Annotated in this window: 16 protein-coding genes, 1 tRNA gene and 1 pseudogene; 5 read left to right on the top strand and 13 right to left on the bottom strand. The window is 58.2% G+C overall.

From position 1 onward, the window contains the following. Window positions 1–108 precede the first annotated feature (108 nt). Window positions 109–978: a helix-turn-helix transcriptional regulator gene (locus JI721_RS13530; protein WP_274455395.1), complete on the top strand. Its 870-nt coding sequence runs from the start codon at window positions 109–111 to the stop codon at window positions 976–978. 40 nt (window positions 979–1018) lie between these two features. Here JI721_RS13530 and JI721_RS13525 read toward each other — a convergent pair whose 3' ends face one another. Further along, window positions 1019–1486 (bottom strand): hypothetical protein, encoded by a 468-nt coding sequence (locus tag JI721_RS13525; RefSeq protein WP_274455394.1) that lies wholly within the window; start codon window positions 1484–1486, stop codon window positions 1019–1021. A gap of 97 nt (window positions 1487–1583) precedes the next feature. Then, window positions 1584–3287 (bottom strand): ABC1 kinase family protein, encoded by a 1704-nt coding sequence (locus tag JI721_RS13520; protein ID WP_274455393.1) that lies wholly within the window; start codon window positions 3285–3287, stop codon window positions 1584–1586. 176 nt (window positions 3288–3463) lie between these two features. Between JI721_RS13520 and JI721_RS13515 the strand changes: the two genes are divergently transcribed. Next, window positions 3464–3539: transfer RNA gene (locus JI721_RS13515), tRNA-Met, on the top strand. Window positions 3540–3656: 117 nt separating this feature from the next. On the opposite strand, the gene JI721_RS13510 is transcribed toward JI721_RS13515, so the two are convergent. Continuing rightward, window positions 3657–4877, bottom strand: coding sequence for a D-alanyl-D-alanine carboxypeptidase family protein (locus tag JI721_RS13510; protein ID WP_274455392.1), 1221 nt, complete (start codon window positions 4875–4877; stop codon window positions 3657–3659). 188 nt (window positions 4878–5065) lie between these two features. Between JI721_RS13510 and JI721_RS17315 the strand changes: the two are divergent. Further along, window positions 5066–5143, top strand: a pseudogene (locus tag JI721_RS17315) (hypothetical protein); the annotation flags it as partial. Window positions 5144–5191: 48 nt separating this feature from the next. After that, window positions 5192–5524, top strand: coding sequence for a hypothetical protein (locus JI721_RS13505; protein WP_274455391.1), 333 nt, complete (start codon window positions 5192–5194; stop codon window positions 5522–5524). Here JI721_RS13505 and JI721_RS13500 read toward each other — a convergent pair. Then, window positions 5472–6761: a BaiN/RdsA family NAD(P)/FAD-dependent oxidoreductase gene (locus JI721_RS13500; RefSeq protein ID WP_274457864.1), complete on the bottom strand. Its 1290-nt coding sequence runs from the start codon at window positions 6759–6761 to the stop codon at window positions 5472–5474. The genes JI721_RS13505 and JI721_RS13500 overlap by 53 nt on opposite strands. Before the next feature lie 293 nt (window positions 6762–7054). Between JI721_RS13500 and JI721_RS13495 the strand changes: the two genes are divergently transcribed. Further along, the gene (locus JI721_RS13495; protein WP_274455390.1) at window positions 7055–7321 is read left to right on the top strand and encodes a hypothetical protein; all 267 of its coding nucleotides are present in this window, start codon (window positions 7055–7057) and stop codon (window positions 7319–7321) included. 364 nt (window positions 7322–7685) lie between these two features. Here JI721_RS13495 and qoxD read toward each other — a convergent pair whose 3' ends face one another. The 9 genes from qoxD to JI721_RS13450 all read right to left on the bottom strand — a co-directional run bounded on the left by qoxD (window position 7686) and on the right by JI721_RS13450 (window position 15675). Next, entirely contained in the window at window positions 7686–8018 is a 333-nt protein-coding gene (gene qoxD / locus JI721_RS13490; RefSeq protein WP_274455389.1) for a cytochrome aa3 quinol oxidase subunit IV, read from the bottom strand. Between the two features lies 1 nt (window position 8019). Then, a complete protein-coding gene (locus tag JI721_RS13485; RefSeq protein WP_274455388.1) occupies window positions 8020–8646 on the bottom strand; it encodes a cytochrome (ubi)quinol oxidase subunit III in 627 nt (208 codons plus the stop codon). A 2-nt stretch (window positions 8647–8648) separates the two neighbouring features. After that, the gene (gene qoxB, locus JI721_RS13480) at window positions 8649–10616 is read right to left on the bottom strand and encodes a cytochrome aa3 quinol oxidase subunit I (protein WP_274455387.1); all 1968 of its coding nucleotides are present in this window, start codon (window positions 10614–10616) and stop codon (window positions 8649–8651) included. Between the two features lie 53 nt (window positions 10617–10669). Next, complete coding sequence (locus JI721_RS13475) at window positions 10670–11614, bottom strand: ubiquinol oxidase subunit II (protein WP_274455386.1); 945 nt, start codon at window positions 11612–11614, stop codon at window positions 10670–10672. A 327-nt stretch (window positions 11615–11941) separates the two neighbouring features. Next, a complete protein-coding gene (locus JI721_RS13470) occupies window positions 11942–12064 on the bottom strand; it encodes a hypothetical protein (protein ID WP_274455385.1) in 123 nt (40 codons plus the stop codon). Window positions 12065–12262: 198 nt separating this feature from the next. Further along, the gene (msrA, locus tag JI721_RS13465; protein WP_307015784.1) at window positions 12263–12865 is read right to left on the bottom strand and encodes a peptide-methionine (S)-S-oxide reductase MsrA; all 603 of its coding nucleotides are present in this window, start codon (window positions 12863–12865) and stop codon (window positions 12263–12265) included. Window positions 12866–13012: 147 nt separating this feature from the next. Further along, window positions 13013–13726 carry a peptidylprolyl isomerase gene (locus JI721_RS13460; protein WP_274455383.1) on the bottom strand — a complete coding sequence of 238 codons (714 nt, stop codon included), beginning with the start codon at window positions 13724–13726 and terminating at the stop codon, window positions 13013–13015. Between the two features lie 85 nt (window positions 13727–13811). Beyond that, entirely contained in the window at window positions 13812–14957 is a 1146-nt protein-coding gene (locus JI721_RS13455; protein WP_274455382.1) for a redoxin domain-containing protein, read from the bottom strand. 94 nt (window positions 14958–15051) lie between these two features. After that, a complete protein-coding gene (locus JI721_RS13450) occupies window positions 15052–15675 on the bottom strand; it encodes an SCO family protein (RefSeq protein WP_274455381.1) in 624 nt (207 codons plus the stop codon). Window positions 15676–15833: the final 158 nt, after the last annotated feature.

Raw genomic sequence — 15833 nt, 5'->3', positions numbered from 1 at the left:
TTGGATTCAGTCCAATTAATATTGGCTGGACGACGATCCACGGCCAAAAGACGGGTGTTCTCCTTCGAATGGTATGCCATCGGGATCGTCTGGAAAGGGGGATGCAGGATGGCCGCCCAGTCGTCAATCAGACCCAGCCTGACACCAGAAGTGGCGCATCGAATCCAGGAACTCGTGACCACTGCCGCCCTGTCGCTGCAAGATGAACAGGACGTGCTCGGCCTGCTGGAGTGGCTGCACGCGCTCGTTTTCGACGCGGTGCAGGCGCGGCCGGACGAAGAAGCACTCGACCAGCATGATCCGATGTTCGCAGAGCGCCTCAACCACATGCTCGGACGGATTCTCCGGCACGTCTGCGAGACCTTCGACTTTCGGCGCAGTGCCTTGTTTCTCTACTCTTCCCTCGATGGCACGCTCGAAGGGGTGCACGGGTACAACGTGCAGCTCCGGGACATCCAGCGGATCCGCGAAAACGAGTTCAACCTCCCGGCGTTGCGGCGCTCCTTCGACATCCTGCGCCCGGTCTATTTTCGCGAAGCCGAGACCGTGTTTCCGCGCCAGTATGTCAAACGGTTTCACTTGACCTCGATTTTGATTGTGCCGCTGGGCGAAGCGGGGAAACTGCCTGCCGCCTTTCTCCTGCTCGATCGCGGCGGGGAGCGTTTCACACCCGACCCTGACGCGGTCGCCTCGGTCCATCAAGTCCTTGTGCGCATCGCGCGGCCGCTGATTTCGCACCTGTACACGGCGGCAGTCAACCCGTCGCTGCGACGTACGCCCCCGGCCCCCCTCACCCGCCGCGAGCAAGAAGTCCTGCAGCTGGTGGCGAACGGCCTGGAGACAAAAGACGTCGCAGAGCGGCTCAAACTGAGCGATTACACCGTCACAGAACACGTCGGGTCTGCCATGCGCAAGCTGCACGCCCGCAACCGCACGGAGGCGGTGGCGATTGCGCTGCGCTGGCGGATGATTGAATAGTCCGGCCAGCCACATGCCGCCGTGCTTTACGCCGCCGGCATCAGTCGACCCGCTCTGCCACCGCCGATCTCGGCGGTTCCACGTTCGCCGCAATCTGTTCGAGCAGCTCCCGCAGCGCCCCCATCTCCGACTTCAACTGCAGGACGTCCCGCTGCAGCTGGCGAATTGTCTCCGCCTCGGCGGTACTGATGCCAGCTTTGCTGGCGGAAGCCTGGTTCATGCGCCGGTTGTTCCACTGCTGAAAGAGCATGAGCAGCAGCGGGTCGCCCATAATCGTATCCGTGAACGCGTCCATGACCGTCTCTTTGCGGCCTGGTGCACCGTGATCTTTTCCGTAGAGCAGGTGCCGCTCCAACACCTTTTTGATTTGCGGGTTGTTGGGCCCGCCGCTCTGCCGATAAAAGGCATCGATTCGCTGCTGCATCGTCAGCTTCTCCTGGTCTTGGTCCAGCAGCAATCCGGAGGCCGAGGCCTGCCGGGCCTCCTCTGCACGCTTTTTCTTTCTCACATCGTTCCCCTCCCTGCAAGCTCATCGGGTGCACATCCACCCGCCCCGCGGATGTCTGCGCGAACCGCGGCCGTTCGTGCGCGCGCTCGGCACCAGCCTAGTACGCGCGCCGGGATCGCCACGCGCTGAACAAGACGACCAGCAGAATCACCGCACTGGCAATCATGCCAATGCCGCCAATCGTCGACATCACCCCTGTTCCAACACCGGTCTTCGAGCGAAACGCCAGGAGCACACTGCTGCCCAGGAACAACGTGCCCGACAGGAATGACAGTGAGATTTTGTTCGACACCCGCTGCAGCGTCCTGGCCGTGGTCTCAGACATCTTGCCTTCCACGACGAACTGCATGTTGTTCCAGGCCAAATTCTCGAGAATCTTATTGACGCGCCGAGGCATCGTCGCGACGAGCTTGGTCGACTCCGCAAGCAGGCTGGCGTTTGAATGGTAGTTGAACCGCCGCTGCATCCAGCTGCGAACGATGTTCACATCCGCGATTTCCACCAGGTCGTGATAGGAAATTTCCGGACACAGCCAGCGCGCTGTGCCTTCAGCGGCGGAAAAGCCCTTCGCCCACAGCGCCAGCCCGCCTGGAATGCGGCAATAGTTCTTCAGTGCGATATGGATGGACCGCAAGGTCAGGTTTCCCCAGTTGTAGCGGCTGGCCTGATTGCTGTTGACATAGTGAATCAACTCGGTCCGCAGGTCGTCTTTCAGTTTCGCTGGATTGGTGTATTTTGTGGGCTGGTAGACATCCAGGAAGCACTCCGCGGCATCTTCCGCCTGGTTGATGCGAATGTGCATCAGCATGCGGAAAATGGATTCGGTGTGAACAGCGTCCATGCGCCCGGTCATGCCCCAGTCCAGCACGACACACTGCTTGGTATGGCGGTCCACCATGATGTTCGCGCCGTGCGGGTCGGCGTGATAAGCGCCGTCGAGAAAGGTTTTGACGTAATAGTGGGCCAGGTCGGTCATCCGCTCGAGCCGTTCCTCAAACGTAAGGAAATCGACCGGAAATTCTTTCAGGTTCCAGCCATCAATGTACTCCATGATGAGCACATGCTTCGTGGCGTGATACACTTCCGGAACGTGAATGGTCGCGAATTCGGAAGACACGACGCGGTGTTCATTCATGACGCCCGCCTCGACCGTCATGTCGAGTTCATCCATGGAACTGCTGTAATAGTCCTCGAGCAATGCGCCCAGGTCGATCGCGGTTTTCAATTCGGGCGGCAACATCCTCTGCAGGCGTTTGACAAGTTTGCGCACGTTGGCAATGTCGGTCTGAAACAGTTTGTCGACGTTCGGACGCACAATCTTGACCGCTGCCATCCGCCCGTCGCAGAGCTCGGCGCGGTACACCTGCGCCAGCGACGCAGACCCGATGGGAGTTGGGTGAATCCAGTGGAACGTGTGCAGTCCATCGGGGAGTTCATCCTCCAAAAACGGCGCCATGTACTCAAACGGCATGGGCGGCACGCCGTTCAACAGGTCCGTCAGTTCCGCAGTCAGGGCGTCCGGCAGCAGTTCCTGACGAGTCAGAATGACTTGACCCAGCTTGATAAAGGTGGGTCCCAGCTCCTCGAATGCGGCGCGCAACCGCTTTCCCAGCTGGCGCTGACGTTCCGTCTCATCCTTGGCCCTCTTCGTCAAGACCTCCGCGATGCCGTGCTTGGCGATGATTTTGATGACTTCCCGCTGGCGTTTCGCCTTCTGAATGCCGTCCCGCATTTTTTGCAGTTCACGCCGCGCCGCCGTGGTATCGACGGCGGGTTGTACCATGGTCAAAGCGGAAGACATGGTCTCCACTCCTTCTCTGTCGTCGGACTCAACCGAATCGAACGGATCTTCAGTTAACATACTCTTTCGTAATCGATGCCTATTTTTCGGGTGTTCGTCAGATGTATATCGACACGTGGCGGAGGTTATACTTTCGAAGGTCAGCGACACAAGGGCCGACACGGCGGCCCACACGACGCGGGGTGGAGCAGTTGGCAGCTCGTCGGGCTCATAACCCGAAGGCCGCAGGTTCAAGTCCTGCCCCCGCAACCAACATAAGACAGGCGGTGCCTCTCTCGGGAAGCACCGCCTGTCCTTTATGTTCAGTGGAAGGGGCGTACGCCTGTCTAAAAGCGCGAACCCCGTTTCGAAGGGAGGTACACCGCGCGGTCAGCGGTGCATAAACGGGACGCGCTCCAGACGCCACACCAGGCTCGGACGCTGAATGGCATGCGCGGCACGCACGGGCAAATTGACCACTTGTTGTCCAGCCCGAATTTCAAGTGTGCCCACCTGTTCGCCGGCCGCGACCTGCGTCAGGTTTGGCTTCTGCAGCAATTTCATCGTGACAGGCATGCCCTGCCACGCCACGAGGTTCGCCGATTTGGACACCACGACAGGCACGGGCGCCTGCCAACCGGTGTCAATCATTCCAACCGTTTGCCCGGCCTTGACTGGCGAGACGGCCTGCAGAATTTTTCCGGACTGGAGACTGAGCGATTCCCCTTCTGTCAATGCCGTCATGAGTTCACTGTTGGAGGAATTGTTCCCCTGCTGTCCAAGCACAACGCCCAGCACCAGCGCTGGCTTGCCTGCAACCGTGTGTTCAGTGGCAAACACGAAACACCCGCCTGCTTCATCGGTAGAACCCGTTTTGACGCCAATAATGCCGCTTTTCCCCAGCGCATAGTCCACATTGTACTGAACCCCCGCCACGGGCAGCGACGCCTGCTTCATCGCGACCGTTTCTCGAAAGGCCGGAATGGCCATCGCCTTCTCCGCAATCTTGAGCTGATCGACAGCGGTGCTCACCGTCGCCGGGTTCACCCCGCTGGCGTCAGCGTAATGCGTATGGTTCATTCCGAGTTTTTTCGCGGTCTGATTCATTTCCGCCACAAACGCCTGCTTGCTCCCGGCTGTCCATGCAGCTAACAAGTCTGCTGCGTTATTGGCGGAAGGCAGCAGCAGCGCCTCCAGCAGCTCCCGTTCGGTCAATTTCTCGCCCGCTTGCACCTGCACCACGGATTGTCCGGCCGCTTTATCCTGCTCGTACTGCCGAACATCGTCTGCAGTAATCGTCAGGGTCGGGCCATCCTGGCCTTCGGCCAGTGGATGTGCCTTCAGCACCAGATACGCAGTCATAATTTTTGTCACGCTGGCAATCGGAACCGGGGTCTGCGGACCCACGTTGCCAATCAGACCAACGCCGGAAACGGCCAACGCTGCTTGTCCTTGTTTCGGCCACTGGATGGCGACGGGTGTCCCCTGCACCTTTGCCGAAGCAGGAACCGTCTGCTGAAGTTTCGCCGCCGCGACAGGACGAACGAGTTGTATTACCCCCAAAGCGATGATGACGATGACGACAACGGCTGTGATGATTCTCCCGCGCACGGAACTCCTCCTGATGTGTGTCTGCATGTGTGTCTGTGTGACCTGCCTTCCCCAAACCGCTGGGGACTCTTTAGTAGCTTCGAGGCGGCAGCCGCAGGCTCCTGCCGCGGCTCGCAGATGACACAGATTTTTAAACGAGATCTGGTTATAATAGACCACAGACTTCAATCCAGCGGACAGGTGATTCGATGCGTACAAACCCATTATGTGCCTTGGGTGCTTCGTACATCCTGGGTGAATTGAGTGAATTGGATGCAAGGCGATTCGCCCGGCATCTGAAGTACTGTTCGGCTTGTCGTAAAGAAGTAGCAGAATTGAAGTCCTTGCACTCCCGCGTGGCGGCGGATTTCCACAGAGAGTCGCAAATGCGTCACCTCGTGCTTGCAGCCAGACGAAAGTACCGGATGTACCGCGTCATTGTGGCCGCCACGATGACAGCTGCATCCTTTCTGGTCATCAGCATTTTCGCGCCTGCCCCGGCCCGTCACAACGATATTGCAGCGGATGTCCGTCAAAAGAGCAGTCAACTGCAGGGTGCGATGCTGCCGATTCACACCGACCTGGTCAAATTGCATGGTGTCACGTTTAAAGATGTCAATCGGTTGGCACAGAAATTTCACCGGAATCTAACGATCCGGCGGGTATAGTCCTGCCGGGCGCCGTGTCATGAGAAAGCGCGTGCAGTGCGGCACTCAAGCCCGCGCACGAGCCTGTGGAAAAGGCCACGGTAATGTTATACCCGCCCGTATGCGCATGAACATCCATGACTTCCCCGGCGAAGTACAACCCAGCCTTGCGCTTGGACGCCATTGTCTTCGGGTCAATTTCGCGAACCGAAACCCCGCCGCCGGTCACCGTGGCCTGGGCCAGTGGCAGCGTGCCGCTGATGCGCACGGGAAACGCTGTGATGAAGCTCGACAACTGCGCCAGGGTTTCGTTTGAGAGATTTGCCATCTGGCACGCCGCATCTACCCCGGCACGCGCGAGTATCACGTCGACCAGGCGTTCCGGAAGCTTGTGCAGCAGAACGGTTTTCAGCTGCCGACGGCGGTCTGCAAAGCGGGTGTTCCGCAGCCAAGCCAGACACGCCTCTCCATCCATGGACGGCAAGGTTCTGATGTAGGCGGTCAACTCGGCCTGCGGCACCTTGCGCAGACGGGTTGAAACATAATGGCTGCACCGCAGCGCCGCCGGTCCGCTCAACCCAAAGTGGGTGAAAATCATATCGCCGAACTCCGTCGTCAAGGCCTTTTTGCCGTCGCGAAGGGTGATGTCAACGCCCTGCAGGCTCAGTCCTTGCAGCAAGCGCTTGCGAATGAACGGCTCCTCGCTTGTCAACGGCACTTCGGTCGGGTAGGGCTCAACAATCGTGTGCCCCGCCGCTCTGGCCCAAGGATACGCGTCCCCCGTGCTGCCGGTCTTCGGCACACTGCAGCCGCCGGCGGCCACCACCACGGCCTTGGCCTGCAGCCGTTCGCCGGACGACAGCAGCACCCCTGTCACGCGGTGTTCATCGTAAAGCAGTCTGCGGACGGGGCAATCCAATCGAATTTCCACCCCAACCTCCTGCACATGTCGAACCAGTGCCTGGACAACCGTCGACGCCTTGTCGGAGACAGGAAAAACCCGGCCGCGGTCTTCCTCCTTCAACCGAATACCCAGCCGTTCAAAAAACGCCATGATGTCCGTATTCGAAAAGCGCGTCAAGGCGGAGTAGAGAAAGCGGCTGTTGCCCGGGATGTTCTCCATCAACTCTGGCAGCGGTTTGGCATTCGTCACGTTGCAGCGGCCGCCGCCTGAGATGCCGAGCTTTCGCCCGAGCTTGTTTCCTTTCTCCAGCAACAGGGTGCGGGCGCCGGCCGTTCGTGCAAAAATGGAAGCCATCAGTCCGGCGGGCCCGCCGCCAATGACAATCACATCAAAGGGTGTTTCGTTCGCGTCTGCCACGTTTGTCCTCACCGTTCCAGTCTTCTTCCATCCGAGTGTACTGAACGCGCACGTCAAACACAAGCCGGTCAGTCATGATCGGCCCAACCAATTCCAGCCAGGGACCATGGCCGGCGTCGAGTGATTCCGGCCATGGGCGATTGTCAGACCCGCCTGATTTCGGTACGCTGAATTACATGGGACGAATCGTCCCGGCACAGGTGGCAAACGAAGGATTCGGAGGACTGCGCATGCATGCGTTATTGATTGTTTTGGTCATCTTACTGGGGATTGTGGCGCTCTGTCTGGCGGTCATTGCCTATGTGCTGTTGACCGCATTCTTCGCGGTACAGCCGATCATCAGCCAGTTGGGGAAAATCTCAATGGTCATCGACGGAACACGCTTTGTCTGGCATCGCATCGCAAACTACCGGAAGCGGCGGGCACGCAAACTTCGCAGAAGTGAAGAATCAGTGACATCCGCCCGCAGCCCGGACGCAGACCGACCCGCGGAGTAAATTCGACACGAAGCGTGCACAGAACGGCTGTATGACACCCGATTGCCCGCTCGATATCAAGCTCCAAATCACGGGGGCCGCCCAAACGACAGAGTCGAATGGGCTGCCACCGTGTCTCAGGGGAGGCATATCTGTTAGTACGCGCCTGCTGCGGCACCCATGCCTGCCGGCACGAACAGGAAGAACAACACGAAGATAATCAGAAACACCACAGCCCATTGCGTATATCCACCAAACACCCCGTACATTCGGCTCCACTCCTCTCGTTCGGGATGCTGTATCCTATGGGCCGATCGGGTTGCACGGCAAGGATAGATGCCCTGGGTCCAGCGCCCGAATCGGCGCGGGCGGCCGCTGTTCGGTGTCAATACGCCTGGGTGCTGCCAAAGGACATGATCCAAATCGACCCGGCCACAATCGTGATCAGAAACACAGCACCGAAGACGAGCGCCAAGACGTGATACTTGGGGCCCGGACTCTCCGTGATGTGCATGAAGAAGAACAACTGCACGCCAATCTGCAGCACCGCCAGCAGCAAGATGACGGTCATCAACCCGCTGGCTGGCATCACACCGTTCAGTACCAGCCACAGCGCGATCAGCGTGAGCACAATGGAAATGACGAACCCAATCACATGGTGCCAGGGAAACGCGTGGCCTGCCCCGCTGTGCCCGTCTGCATTCGACTGCGTTGACATGTTAACTCATCACCCCCGGCAGATAGACGACCGTGAAGATGAACACCCATACGACGTCGAGAAAGTGCCAGTACAGGCCGACAATGAACATCTTGCGCGCCGTGATGGCCGTGATGCCGTACCGCCCCAGTTGAAAGAGGATGGACAGCATCCAGAGAATCCCCATGGAAACGTGACACCCGTGCGTGCCGACCAACGTGAAGAACCCGGACAGAAAGGCACTTCTCGAGATGGGCGCGCCATGCGTGGCGTATTTCACAAACTCGTTGACTTCCAGGCCGACAAAGGAGAGGCCCAACAGAATGGTGATGACCAGCCACACCATCAGCCACCCGCGCTGCCCCCGCCGCATTTGGAACGTGGCGAGTCCGCAGGTAAAGCTGCTGGTCAGCAGAATCAACGTTTCCGCCGTGAACGTCGGAACGTCGAACAACTGCGCCTCGGTCGGTCCGCCTGCCGTATTCGCTCGCAAAATGAGGTAGGTTGCGAACAGACAGGAGAACAGGATTAAGTCAGTCGAGATAAACAACCAGAACCCAATAATCTTGAGAACGCTGTCCTCCGTGCTATACTCCAGCGGCGTCCCTGGTTCCGGCTTTGACAACACGGATTCGTGCGCCAATCCCATGCTTACGCCCTCCCCAATGCGGCTTCCTCGTGCTCCACTTCTTCCGCGGGAATCCAATAGTCCGTGTCATATTCGAGCGACCGAAAGAGCAGACACGCCAGAACGCCCAACAGGCCAATCACAGCCATCCAAATCCACCCGAAGCACAGGCCGAAGCCGCCGATGAAAAAGAACGCGGACAGGACAAACGGCCGGCCGGAGTTCTTGGGCATGTGGATGGGCTTGAACGGCTCTTCCGGCTCCGGCGGCACGCCTTGCTTGCGGGCTTCCTTCATCACCCACCAGGCATCGCGGCTGGTCACCGTCGGAATTCGCGCAAAGTTGTAGTGCGGCGGCGGCGACGGCAGCGACCACTCCAGCGTGCGGGCGTCCCACGGGTCGCCGGTCAGGTCACGCTGTCCCTTGAACATGCTGTACATCACGTCAGCCACGATGAGCACGAAGCCAATCGCCATCATGTAGGCGCCAATCGTGGAGATGAGGTTCAGCGTATTCCATCCCATGTTTGGCGGGTACGTGTAGATGCGACGCGTCATGCCCATCAGCCCAAGTTGATACTGCGGCAGGAAACAAACGTACCATCCGATGTTAAACCACCAGAAGGCCCAGCGCCCCAGCCGCTCGTCGAGGATGAATCCGAACATTTTCGGCCACCAGTAGTACATGCCGGCAAGCATTCCATACACCGTGCCGCCAATCAGCACTTGATGGAAATGTGCGATGAGAAAATAGCTGTTATGGTACTGATAATCCCCAGGCGCACACGCCAGCATGACACCTGTCGCTCCCCCAATCGCGAAATTCGGAATGAATCCAACCGCCCAGAGCATTGCGGTTGATATCCGAATCCGACCGCGCAGCATGGTGAACAGCCAGTTGAACACCTTGACACCCGTCGGGATCCCGACACACATGGTTGCAATCGCAAAGAATGCGTTCACGCCTGGTCCTGCACCCATGGTGAAAAAGTGGTGAACCCACACGAAGTAGCTGATGACGGAAATCGCCATCAACGAAGCAACCATGGAAGAGTACCCGAAGATGCGCTTTCGCGAAAAGGTACTGAAGACCTCCGAAAAGACCCCGAATGCAGGGAGGACGACGATGTATACCTCCGGATGGCCCCACACCCAGAACAAGTTGATGTACATCATCGGGTTGCCGCCCTGCACCATCGAAAAGAAGTGCGCACCCAGCACGCGGTCCAACAGCAGCAATGCGAGCGCCGCCGTCAGGGCTGGAAACGCGAAGATGATGAGAATCGATGCGGCAACCACGGACCAGCAGAACAACGGCATCCGCATCAGCGTCATGCCCGGTGCGCGCATTTTCAGGATGGTCACCAGGAAGTTAATGCCCGTACCCATGCTGCCAATGCCGGTGATTTGCAACGCCAGCAAGTAGAAGTTTTCACCAGGCCCCTTGTCAAAGGGCAGCTCGGCCAACGGCGGGTAGCTTGTCCATCCTGCGTCGGGCGAACCACCGATGACGAAGGACAAATTGAGCAGCATCGCGCCGAAAAAGAACAGCCAGAAACTGATGGCGTTCAAGTACGGAAACGCGACGTCCCGCGCGCCAATCTGGAGCGGAACCGCGATGTTGAACATGGCGAAGATGAACGGCATCGCCATGAACAAAATCATGATTGTCCCGTGCGTCGTAAAAATCTGATTGTAATGCTCCGCTTGCAAGAAGTGATTGTTTGGCACCGCAAGCTGTGTACGCATCAGAATCGCGTCCGCGCCGCCGCGGAACATCATCAAGAGTGACGCGATCAGATACATGATCCCGATTTTTTTGTGGTCGACCGTCGTCAACCACTCGCGCCACAGCCATCCCCACTTCTTGTAGTAGGTGAGGACGAATAAAATCGCGAGACTCACCAACACAATCGAGACGTCTGCACCGTAAATCATCGGGTCTCCGGTGACAAAAAACGAAGTGACAAAATTGTGGAGTCGCTCGGACATTCTGTACCCTCTTTCTTCTCCAGATCCAGATCATCGAGTGCGAAGACTGAGTGCTAAGACTCTTTCTCATGGATGACCGTCAGGTCGCGTTTCATATACATGCCACCTTCCTTGCGGATGGTGTCGGTAAACAGGCTCGGAGGATAGGAAGAGAACGTCATCTCTTTCTCCACACTGGGCTGGACGAGGTGGTTGTACGTCGCCTCCGTGAGCGGGGGTGCTGTTTTCTTGACCCCTTTCACCCAGGCATCGAACTGGCTCTCTGGGACGGCAATCACGTGAAACGTCATGTTCGCAAATCCCTCGCCGCTGAAGTTGGCACCGCGCCCGTAATACGTCCCTGGGTGGTCCGCCTGGAGCCACAGCTTCATCGCCATTCCGGGCATGGTGTACTCCTGGCCGCCCAGCTGGGGTACCCAGAACGAGTTCATCGGCGCGTCCGAGGTCAGGACAAACTGGACGGGGCGGTTCGCTGGAATTTTGCAGTAGTTCACAGTCGCAACGTTCTGTCCCGGATACTCAAACAGCCACTTCCAGTCCAGCGACGTCACTTCGACCGTCAACGGCGTCGTGGTGGTCGGTTCCGGGGGGCGGGTGAGCGCGAACGTATCTCTCGCCGTGAACACACCCAAAATCGCGATGATGACGATGGGCACCCCCCACCACAGAACCTCGAGCGTTCGGCTTTCCGACCACTCCGGGTGGTACGGCGCCGTGTTGTCAGGCACATCCCGGTAACGGCGAACAATGTACCAGAGCAAAATCAGCACCGGGATCACGACGACGGCCGTGAGAATCATCGAAATGATGATGAGGCGCTGCTCCATGCGAGCCACCGGGCCCGCCGGCGAGAAGACCATCACCCCCGGACCGCATCCGGTGGCCGCAAACGCGACAAGCAGGAAAGACCAGCAGACTGCGAGCCCCCTGCCTCTGCGCCCGCAAAGGAAGCGGCGAAATCGTTTGCTTACGTCGTTCTGAACTGTGGGCTCTTTCAACGCAACTGACTCCTTTGTCCTGGTAGTTGCCACGGTCGCCTAGGGACGGAGCGAGTAGATGGAGTACACCCGAAATTCCCCCAGCAGCACAATGATGGCGACCAACACGATGATGACGATCCCCATGACGTAGTAGCTTCTTCTGCTTCTTTGTTTCGTCTCTCACACATCCTCTGAGCGTTTTCGTTTGTCACCGCGACGCTTCTGTGCGGATGATGCCTACCCAGTTTTTGCGGTCCACTTGTAAATCATGCAAAGAATGGGTCGATCTTATGCTTCCTGGTGCTTCACAGGACGGCTTGACGCTTCGCCGAAGAAAGTTCCCGGCTAGTGATGGAGCACTTCGTAGTCATACCACCAAAACACAGCCCCCAGAATGAACAGCACCAGCACGGTTCCGATGATGAACCAGATCACGGTGCGTCCGCCCTCATTCGCCCGTTGTCGCACGGCCAACCCCCCATTGCGTCATGGTTTTGGCTTATTATGGCTGAACCGGCGATGTTTTACGCATCGAGTTGCGGCAGATGAGCGATTGGAAAAGCGCGAGGCTGGAGTGGATGCATTCAGGAGAACGACAAAAAAAGGCCGCGGATTCGCGGCCTTGTGGATGGCAGAGCCTGACGGCGGTGCCTGTCGATGGCGCATTCATGAAGCGCCGGGCGTGAGGTCACCGGTGCCATGCGAAGGGGGACTTGCTGAATCGGGCTGTGACGAACCCCAGTGCCGGCGGATGAACGCATCGCGGCCGGATCCTCGCCGGTACGCTTCGTAGTGCGCAGGGTTCTTTTGATAGAAGTCCTGGTGATATTCTTCAGCAGGATAAAATGGCGCCGCCGGCAGGATGGGCGTGACAATCGGCTTGTCAAACCGCCCGCTCTCCTGCAGCGCTTGCAAAGAGCGCTCCGCGGCCTCCTTCTGCGCCTGCGAGTGATAAAAAATCGCGGTGCGGTAGGACGGGCCGCGATCGTAGAACTGCCCGTTGGGGTCGGTTGGGTCAATCTGCCGCCAAAACACATCGAGAATCGTCTCGTAGGAAATGACGGACGGGTCGTACGTGATTTCCACGGCTTCGACATGCCCCGTCGTGCCGGAACAGACCTCTTCGTATGTTGGGTTCGGTTTGTGCCCGCCCGTGTACCCGGACACCACGTCGATCACGCCCGGCCACTCATGAAACGGCTTCACCATGCACCAGAAGCACCCGCCGGCAAACGTGGCTTTCTCCACGCTGTGCGGACTCTGGCCCATCTCGCGGCCGGCATCGTTCGTGCCGGCACTGTGCTGCTGCATTCATGTTCCCTCCTCACCGAAACAGCTGGTACCGTTCATTGTACTACAAGACCAAAAAGCCGGGCTCTCCCAAAGCCAAGGGAGGCCCGGTTGATGCGCTCTAGATTAGGAACCACTCGAGGTGCTGTTGACAATGTCGTCCTTCACGCTCGAGTATTTGTCGTCATAAATCGTGATTGGGTTTTGCTTGGCCAAATCCGCCAACACTTGCGTGGAGCTTTCGGCTTTCGACGCTTTAATCGCTGCAATCACCTGACTCTTGACCTTGCTGAGCGGCTGCGGTGTTTTTTGGCCAGACTTCGTAAACTGGGATTTGTTCTTGTTGTAGTAGCTCTGGATTTCCGCGTTGGTCACCTTGACGTTGCGCTCTGCCAGTTTCTGTTCCAAGACTTGCATTTTCAGCAGGCTGTTCAACTGGCTCATCGTCATGTTGTTTTCCGCCAGGAACATATCCAGTTCGGACGTCCCGCTGATGCCCTCGCTGGCTTCCAGGCTGCTGAGAGCGCTGTTGATTTCAGAGGAGCTGGCGGTCAGGTGGTACTTCTTCGCGCCGTCCGCAATCAACTGCTCATCGATCATTTCTTCCAACTCAGATGAACCGCCGGTGGCCTCCAGCTTGGCGTACAGGTCTGACTGGTGAATCGCAGTGTCACCCACTTTGGCGATGAGCGGTCCCCCCTCGTTCGCATACGCCGTGATGCCCCACGCCGCACCGACAATGACTGCACCGCCGACCGCGCCAAGCACCCACGGCCAGGGGCGAAGTTTCCGTTCAACGGTTCCTCCGACATTTGCTTCCACATTCGTTTCAACTGACATTCCTTCAACTCCATTTCTATTAACTACCCTGTGCACCACCATACACGTCGAACCTCTAAACTGCCTTGAAAACGAACGGGCTGCGTCACGCTGCAACATGCAGCTTCTTGTGTACGACCTGCGTCAATGAAGCGGTGGACACAAAGCCGTCGTGGCTCCACACGATGTGCCCCTTCCCGTCTGTCAGACACAACCACGGAATATCGGCAGCCTCGTACGCGTCTGCCACCTCGCCCGTTTGGTCAATCGCGACCGGGTAGTTCAATGCCGGCAGGTCCCGCAGCATCGCTGACAGCGCCTGGCTGTTCGGCTCCGTCGTCGCAACATCCACCGCAACCACCTGCGGACTCCCTGCCTGCTTCGCGTACGCGTTCAACGCCTGCAGCTCCGTCTGACCGTCTGATGCCCAGCTCGCGAAGAACACGAGGAGCTGCGGACGGCCCGGACCGACAGCCACCTTGCCGCTGACCCCAGCCGCTGTGGCACGCGGCAATTGCACCGCGGTACCCGGGCCGGCGGTCGGCGCCTGGTACTGGACGGTCGGTGGGTTCACCTTGACGCCCGCAGGCAGATACTTGGCAATCTGCTTGGCCACTGCGCTGGACTCAGCCGACACCGCTCCGAATTGGCTGGGGGTGAGAAAAATGACCCGTTCACGCCCCTGCGGGTCGATGATATACAGCGCCGGCGTATGGTCGATGTCCCCGTTGACGATTTGGTCGTAGATGTTGTACTGCTTCCAAATGGATTTCAATTCACGGACAGACCCCGTCCCAAAGTGCCACGAGTTCATCATGCCATGTTCGACGGAGTACTGTTTGACATCCGCAATCGATCGCGCTTCTGGATTCGCGTTGACGCCCAGCATTTGAATGTGCTTGGCCGCTTGCGGACCCAGCATCTGAACAGCGTTGACCATTTCGGCCGTCGTCAGCGGACAAATGTTGGTGCATTCGCTGTCCACAAATGCGAGCAGCACAACTTTGCCTTTGAACTGCGACAAGGAAAAGGTGCGGCCATACTGGTCGGTCAGCGTGAACCCGGGCGCCGGCTTGCCGTCCAGCGTGGTGCCGGCGTCCACAGGATTTCCGGTGCCGCTGCTCACGGAAGTTCCTTGCATCGAGGCAGCCGGCTCGACATCCGTTCGCAGCCACAACCAAGCAATCCATGCCAGTCCCACAAAAACGACCGCCGCTGCCAGCCCAACCCAAAGCGCCGTTGTCTTCGCCAACGAGGTCACCGCCTTCACGAGATTGCTCGTCCGATTCTGCATCACAGCCGCTGTTCATGACCGGTGTGATGCTGCAGCGCGCAAGAGACAACGCCTACAACCAGTTCGTGCGCGAAACCAGGCTGTTGACGTCATGTACGACCTGATTCGGATTGAGATTCGCCGTGTTGTACTCAGCGCGAATGTTGCCGTTCTGGTCAATCAAGTCCGTCTTGGATGTGTGTTCGATGAATTCCTTGTCGGTACTCGGCTTCACTTTGATGCCCCACGCGTTCAAAATTTGAATGGTCTGCGCCGGATTGGCGCGCAGGAAATACCACCCGTTCGCGTTGGCATGAAAATGATTGGCATACTGTCGGATGACAGGCGGCGTATCCCGCGTCGGATCCAGCGTCATCGCCACCAGGATGACGTTCTTCCCGAACGTGCCCTGCTTCTCCAACTGCTGCTGGATTTGCTCGAACCTGTACATCGTGAGCGGACACTCATCCGTACAGTGCGTGTAGTACCACGTGATCAAGACAATTTTCCCACTCAGCGACTGCATCGAGACGGTCTTGTTCAGGCTCACATCCTGTGCGGAGAAGTTGGGGGCCTGACCCTCCACCGGCAGCGAACCGCCGCCCGCCCGCAGCATGTACCAAATGCCGCCAATGACCGCCACAATCAGTACGCCAATGATACCATATAAGGTAAAACGCACAGGTTTAGATTTCATGGCACACCCCGCCAATCCATCGCGTGACGTTCGCCGCCGGGAATCATGGCGAGCGCCCGCCCGAACATGACGTCTTTTTCTATTCTACTAAATCGAAATCATCAAACGTTACTGCATTTCTTGCAAAATTTGACCATTCCCTTACTTTCGATTGCGTT

Source organism: Alicyclobacillus cycloheptanicus (assembly GCF_028751525.1).
Taxonomy (GTDB): Bacteria; Bacillota; Bacilli; order Alicyclobacillales; family Alicyclobacillaceae; genus Alicyclobacillus_L; species Alicyclobacillus_L cycloheptanicus.
Note: the sequence above shows the minus strand (reverse complement) of the source record. Positions and strands in the feature narration are given on the sequence as shown.

Bases quoted from the DNA above. Each gene is read 5' to 3' on its own strand.
- JI721_RS13500 (WP_274457864.1), bottom strand. From the start codon at position 6,761: ATGGCTTCCATTTTTGCACGAACGGCCGGCGCCCGCACCCTGTTGCTG.
- qoxB (WP_274455387.1), bottom strand. From the start codon at position 10,616: ATGTCCGAGCGACTCCACAATTTTGTCACTTCGTTTTTTGTCACCGGA.
- msrA (WP_307015784.1), bottom strand. From the start codon at position 12,865: ATGGGCCAGAGTCCGCACAGCGTGGAGAAAGCCACGTTTGCCGGCGGG.
- JI721_RS13450 (WP_274455381.1), bottom strand. From the start codon at position 15,675: ATGAAATCTAAACCTGTGCGTTTTACCTTATATGGTATCATTGGCGTA.
- JI721_RS13520 (WP_274455393.1), bottom strand. From the start codon at position 3,287: ATGTCTTCCGCTTTGACCATGGTACAACCCGCCGTCGATACCACGGCG.
- qoxD (WP_274455389.1), bottom strand. From the start codon at position 8,018: ATGTCAACGCAGTCGAATGCAGACGGGCACAGCGGGGCAGGCCACGCG.
- JI721_RS13485 (WP_274455388.1), bottom strand. From the start codon at position 8,646: ATGGGATTGGCGCACGAATCCGTGTTGTCAAAGCCGGAACCAGGGACG.
- JI721_RS13460 (WP_274455383.1), bottom strand. From the start codon at position 13,726: ATGTCAGTTGAAACGAATGTGGAAGCAAATGTCGGAGGAACCGTTGAA.
- JI721_RS13530 (WP_274455395.1), top strand. From the start codon at position 109: ATGGCCGCCCAGTCGTCAATCAGACCCAGCCTGACACCAGAAGTGGCG.
- JI721_RS13495 (WP_274455390.1), top strand. From the start codon at position 7,055: ATGCATGCGTTATTGATTGTTTTGGTCATCTTACTGGGGATTGTGGCG.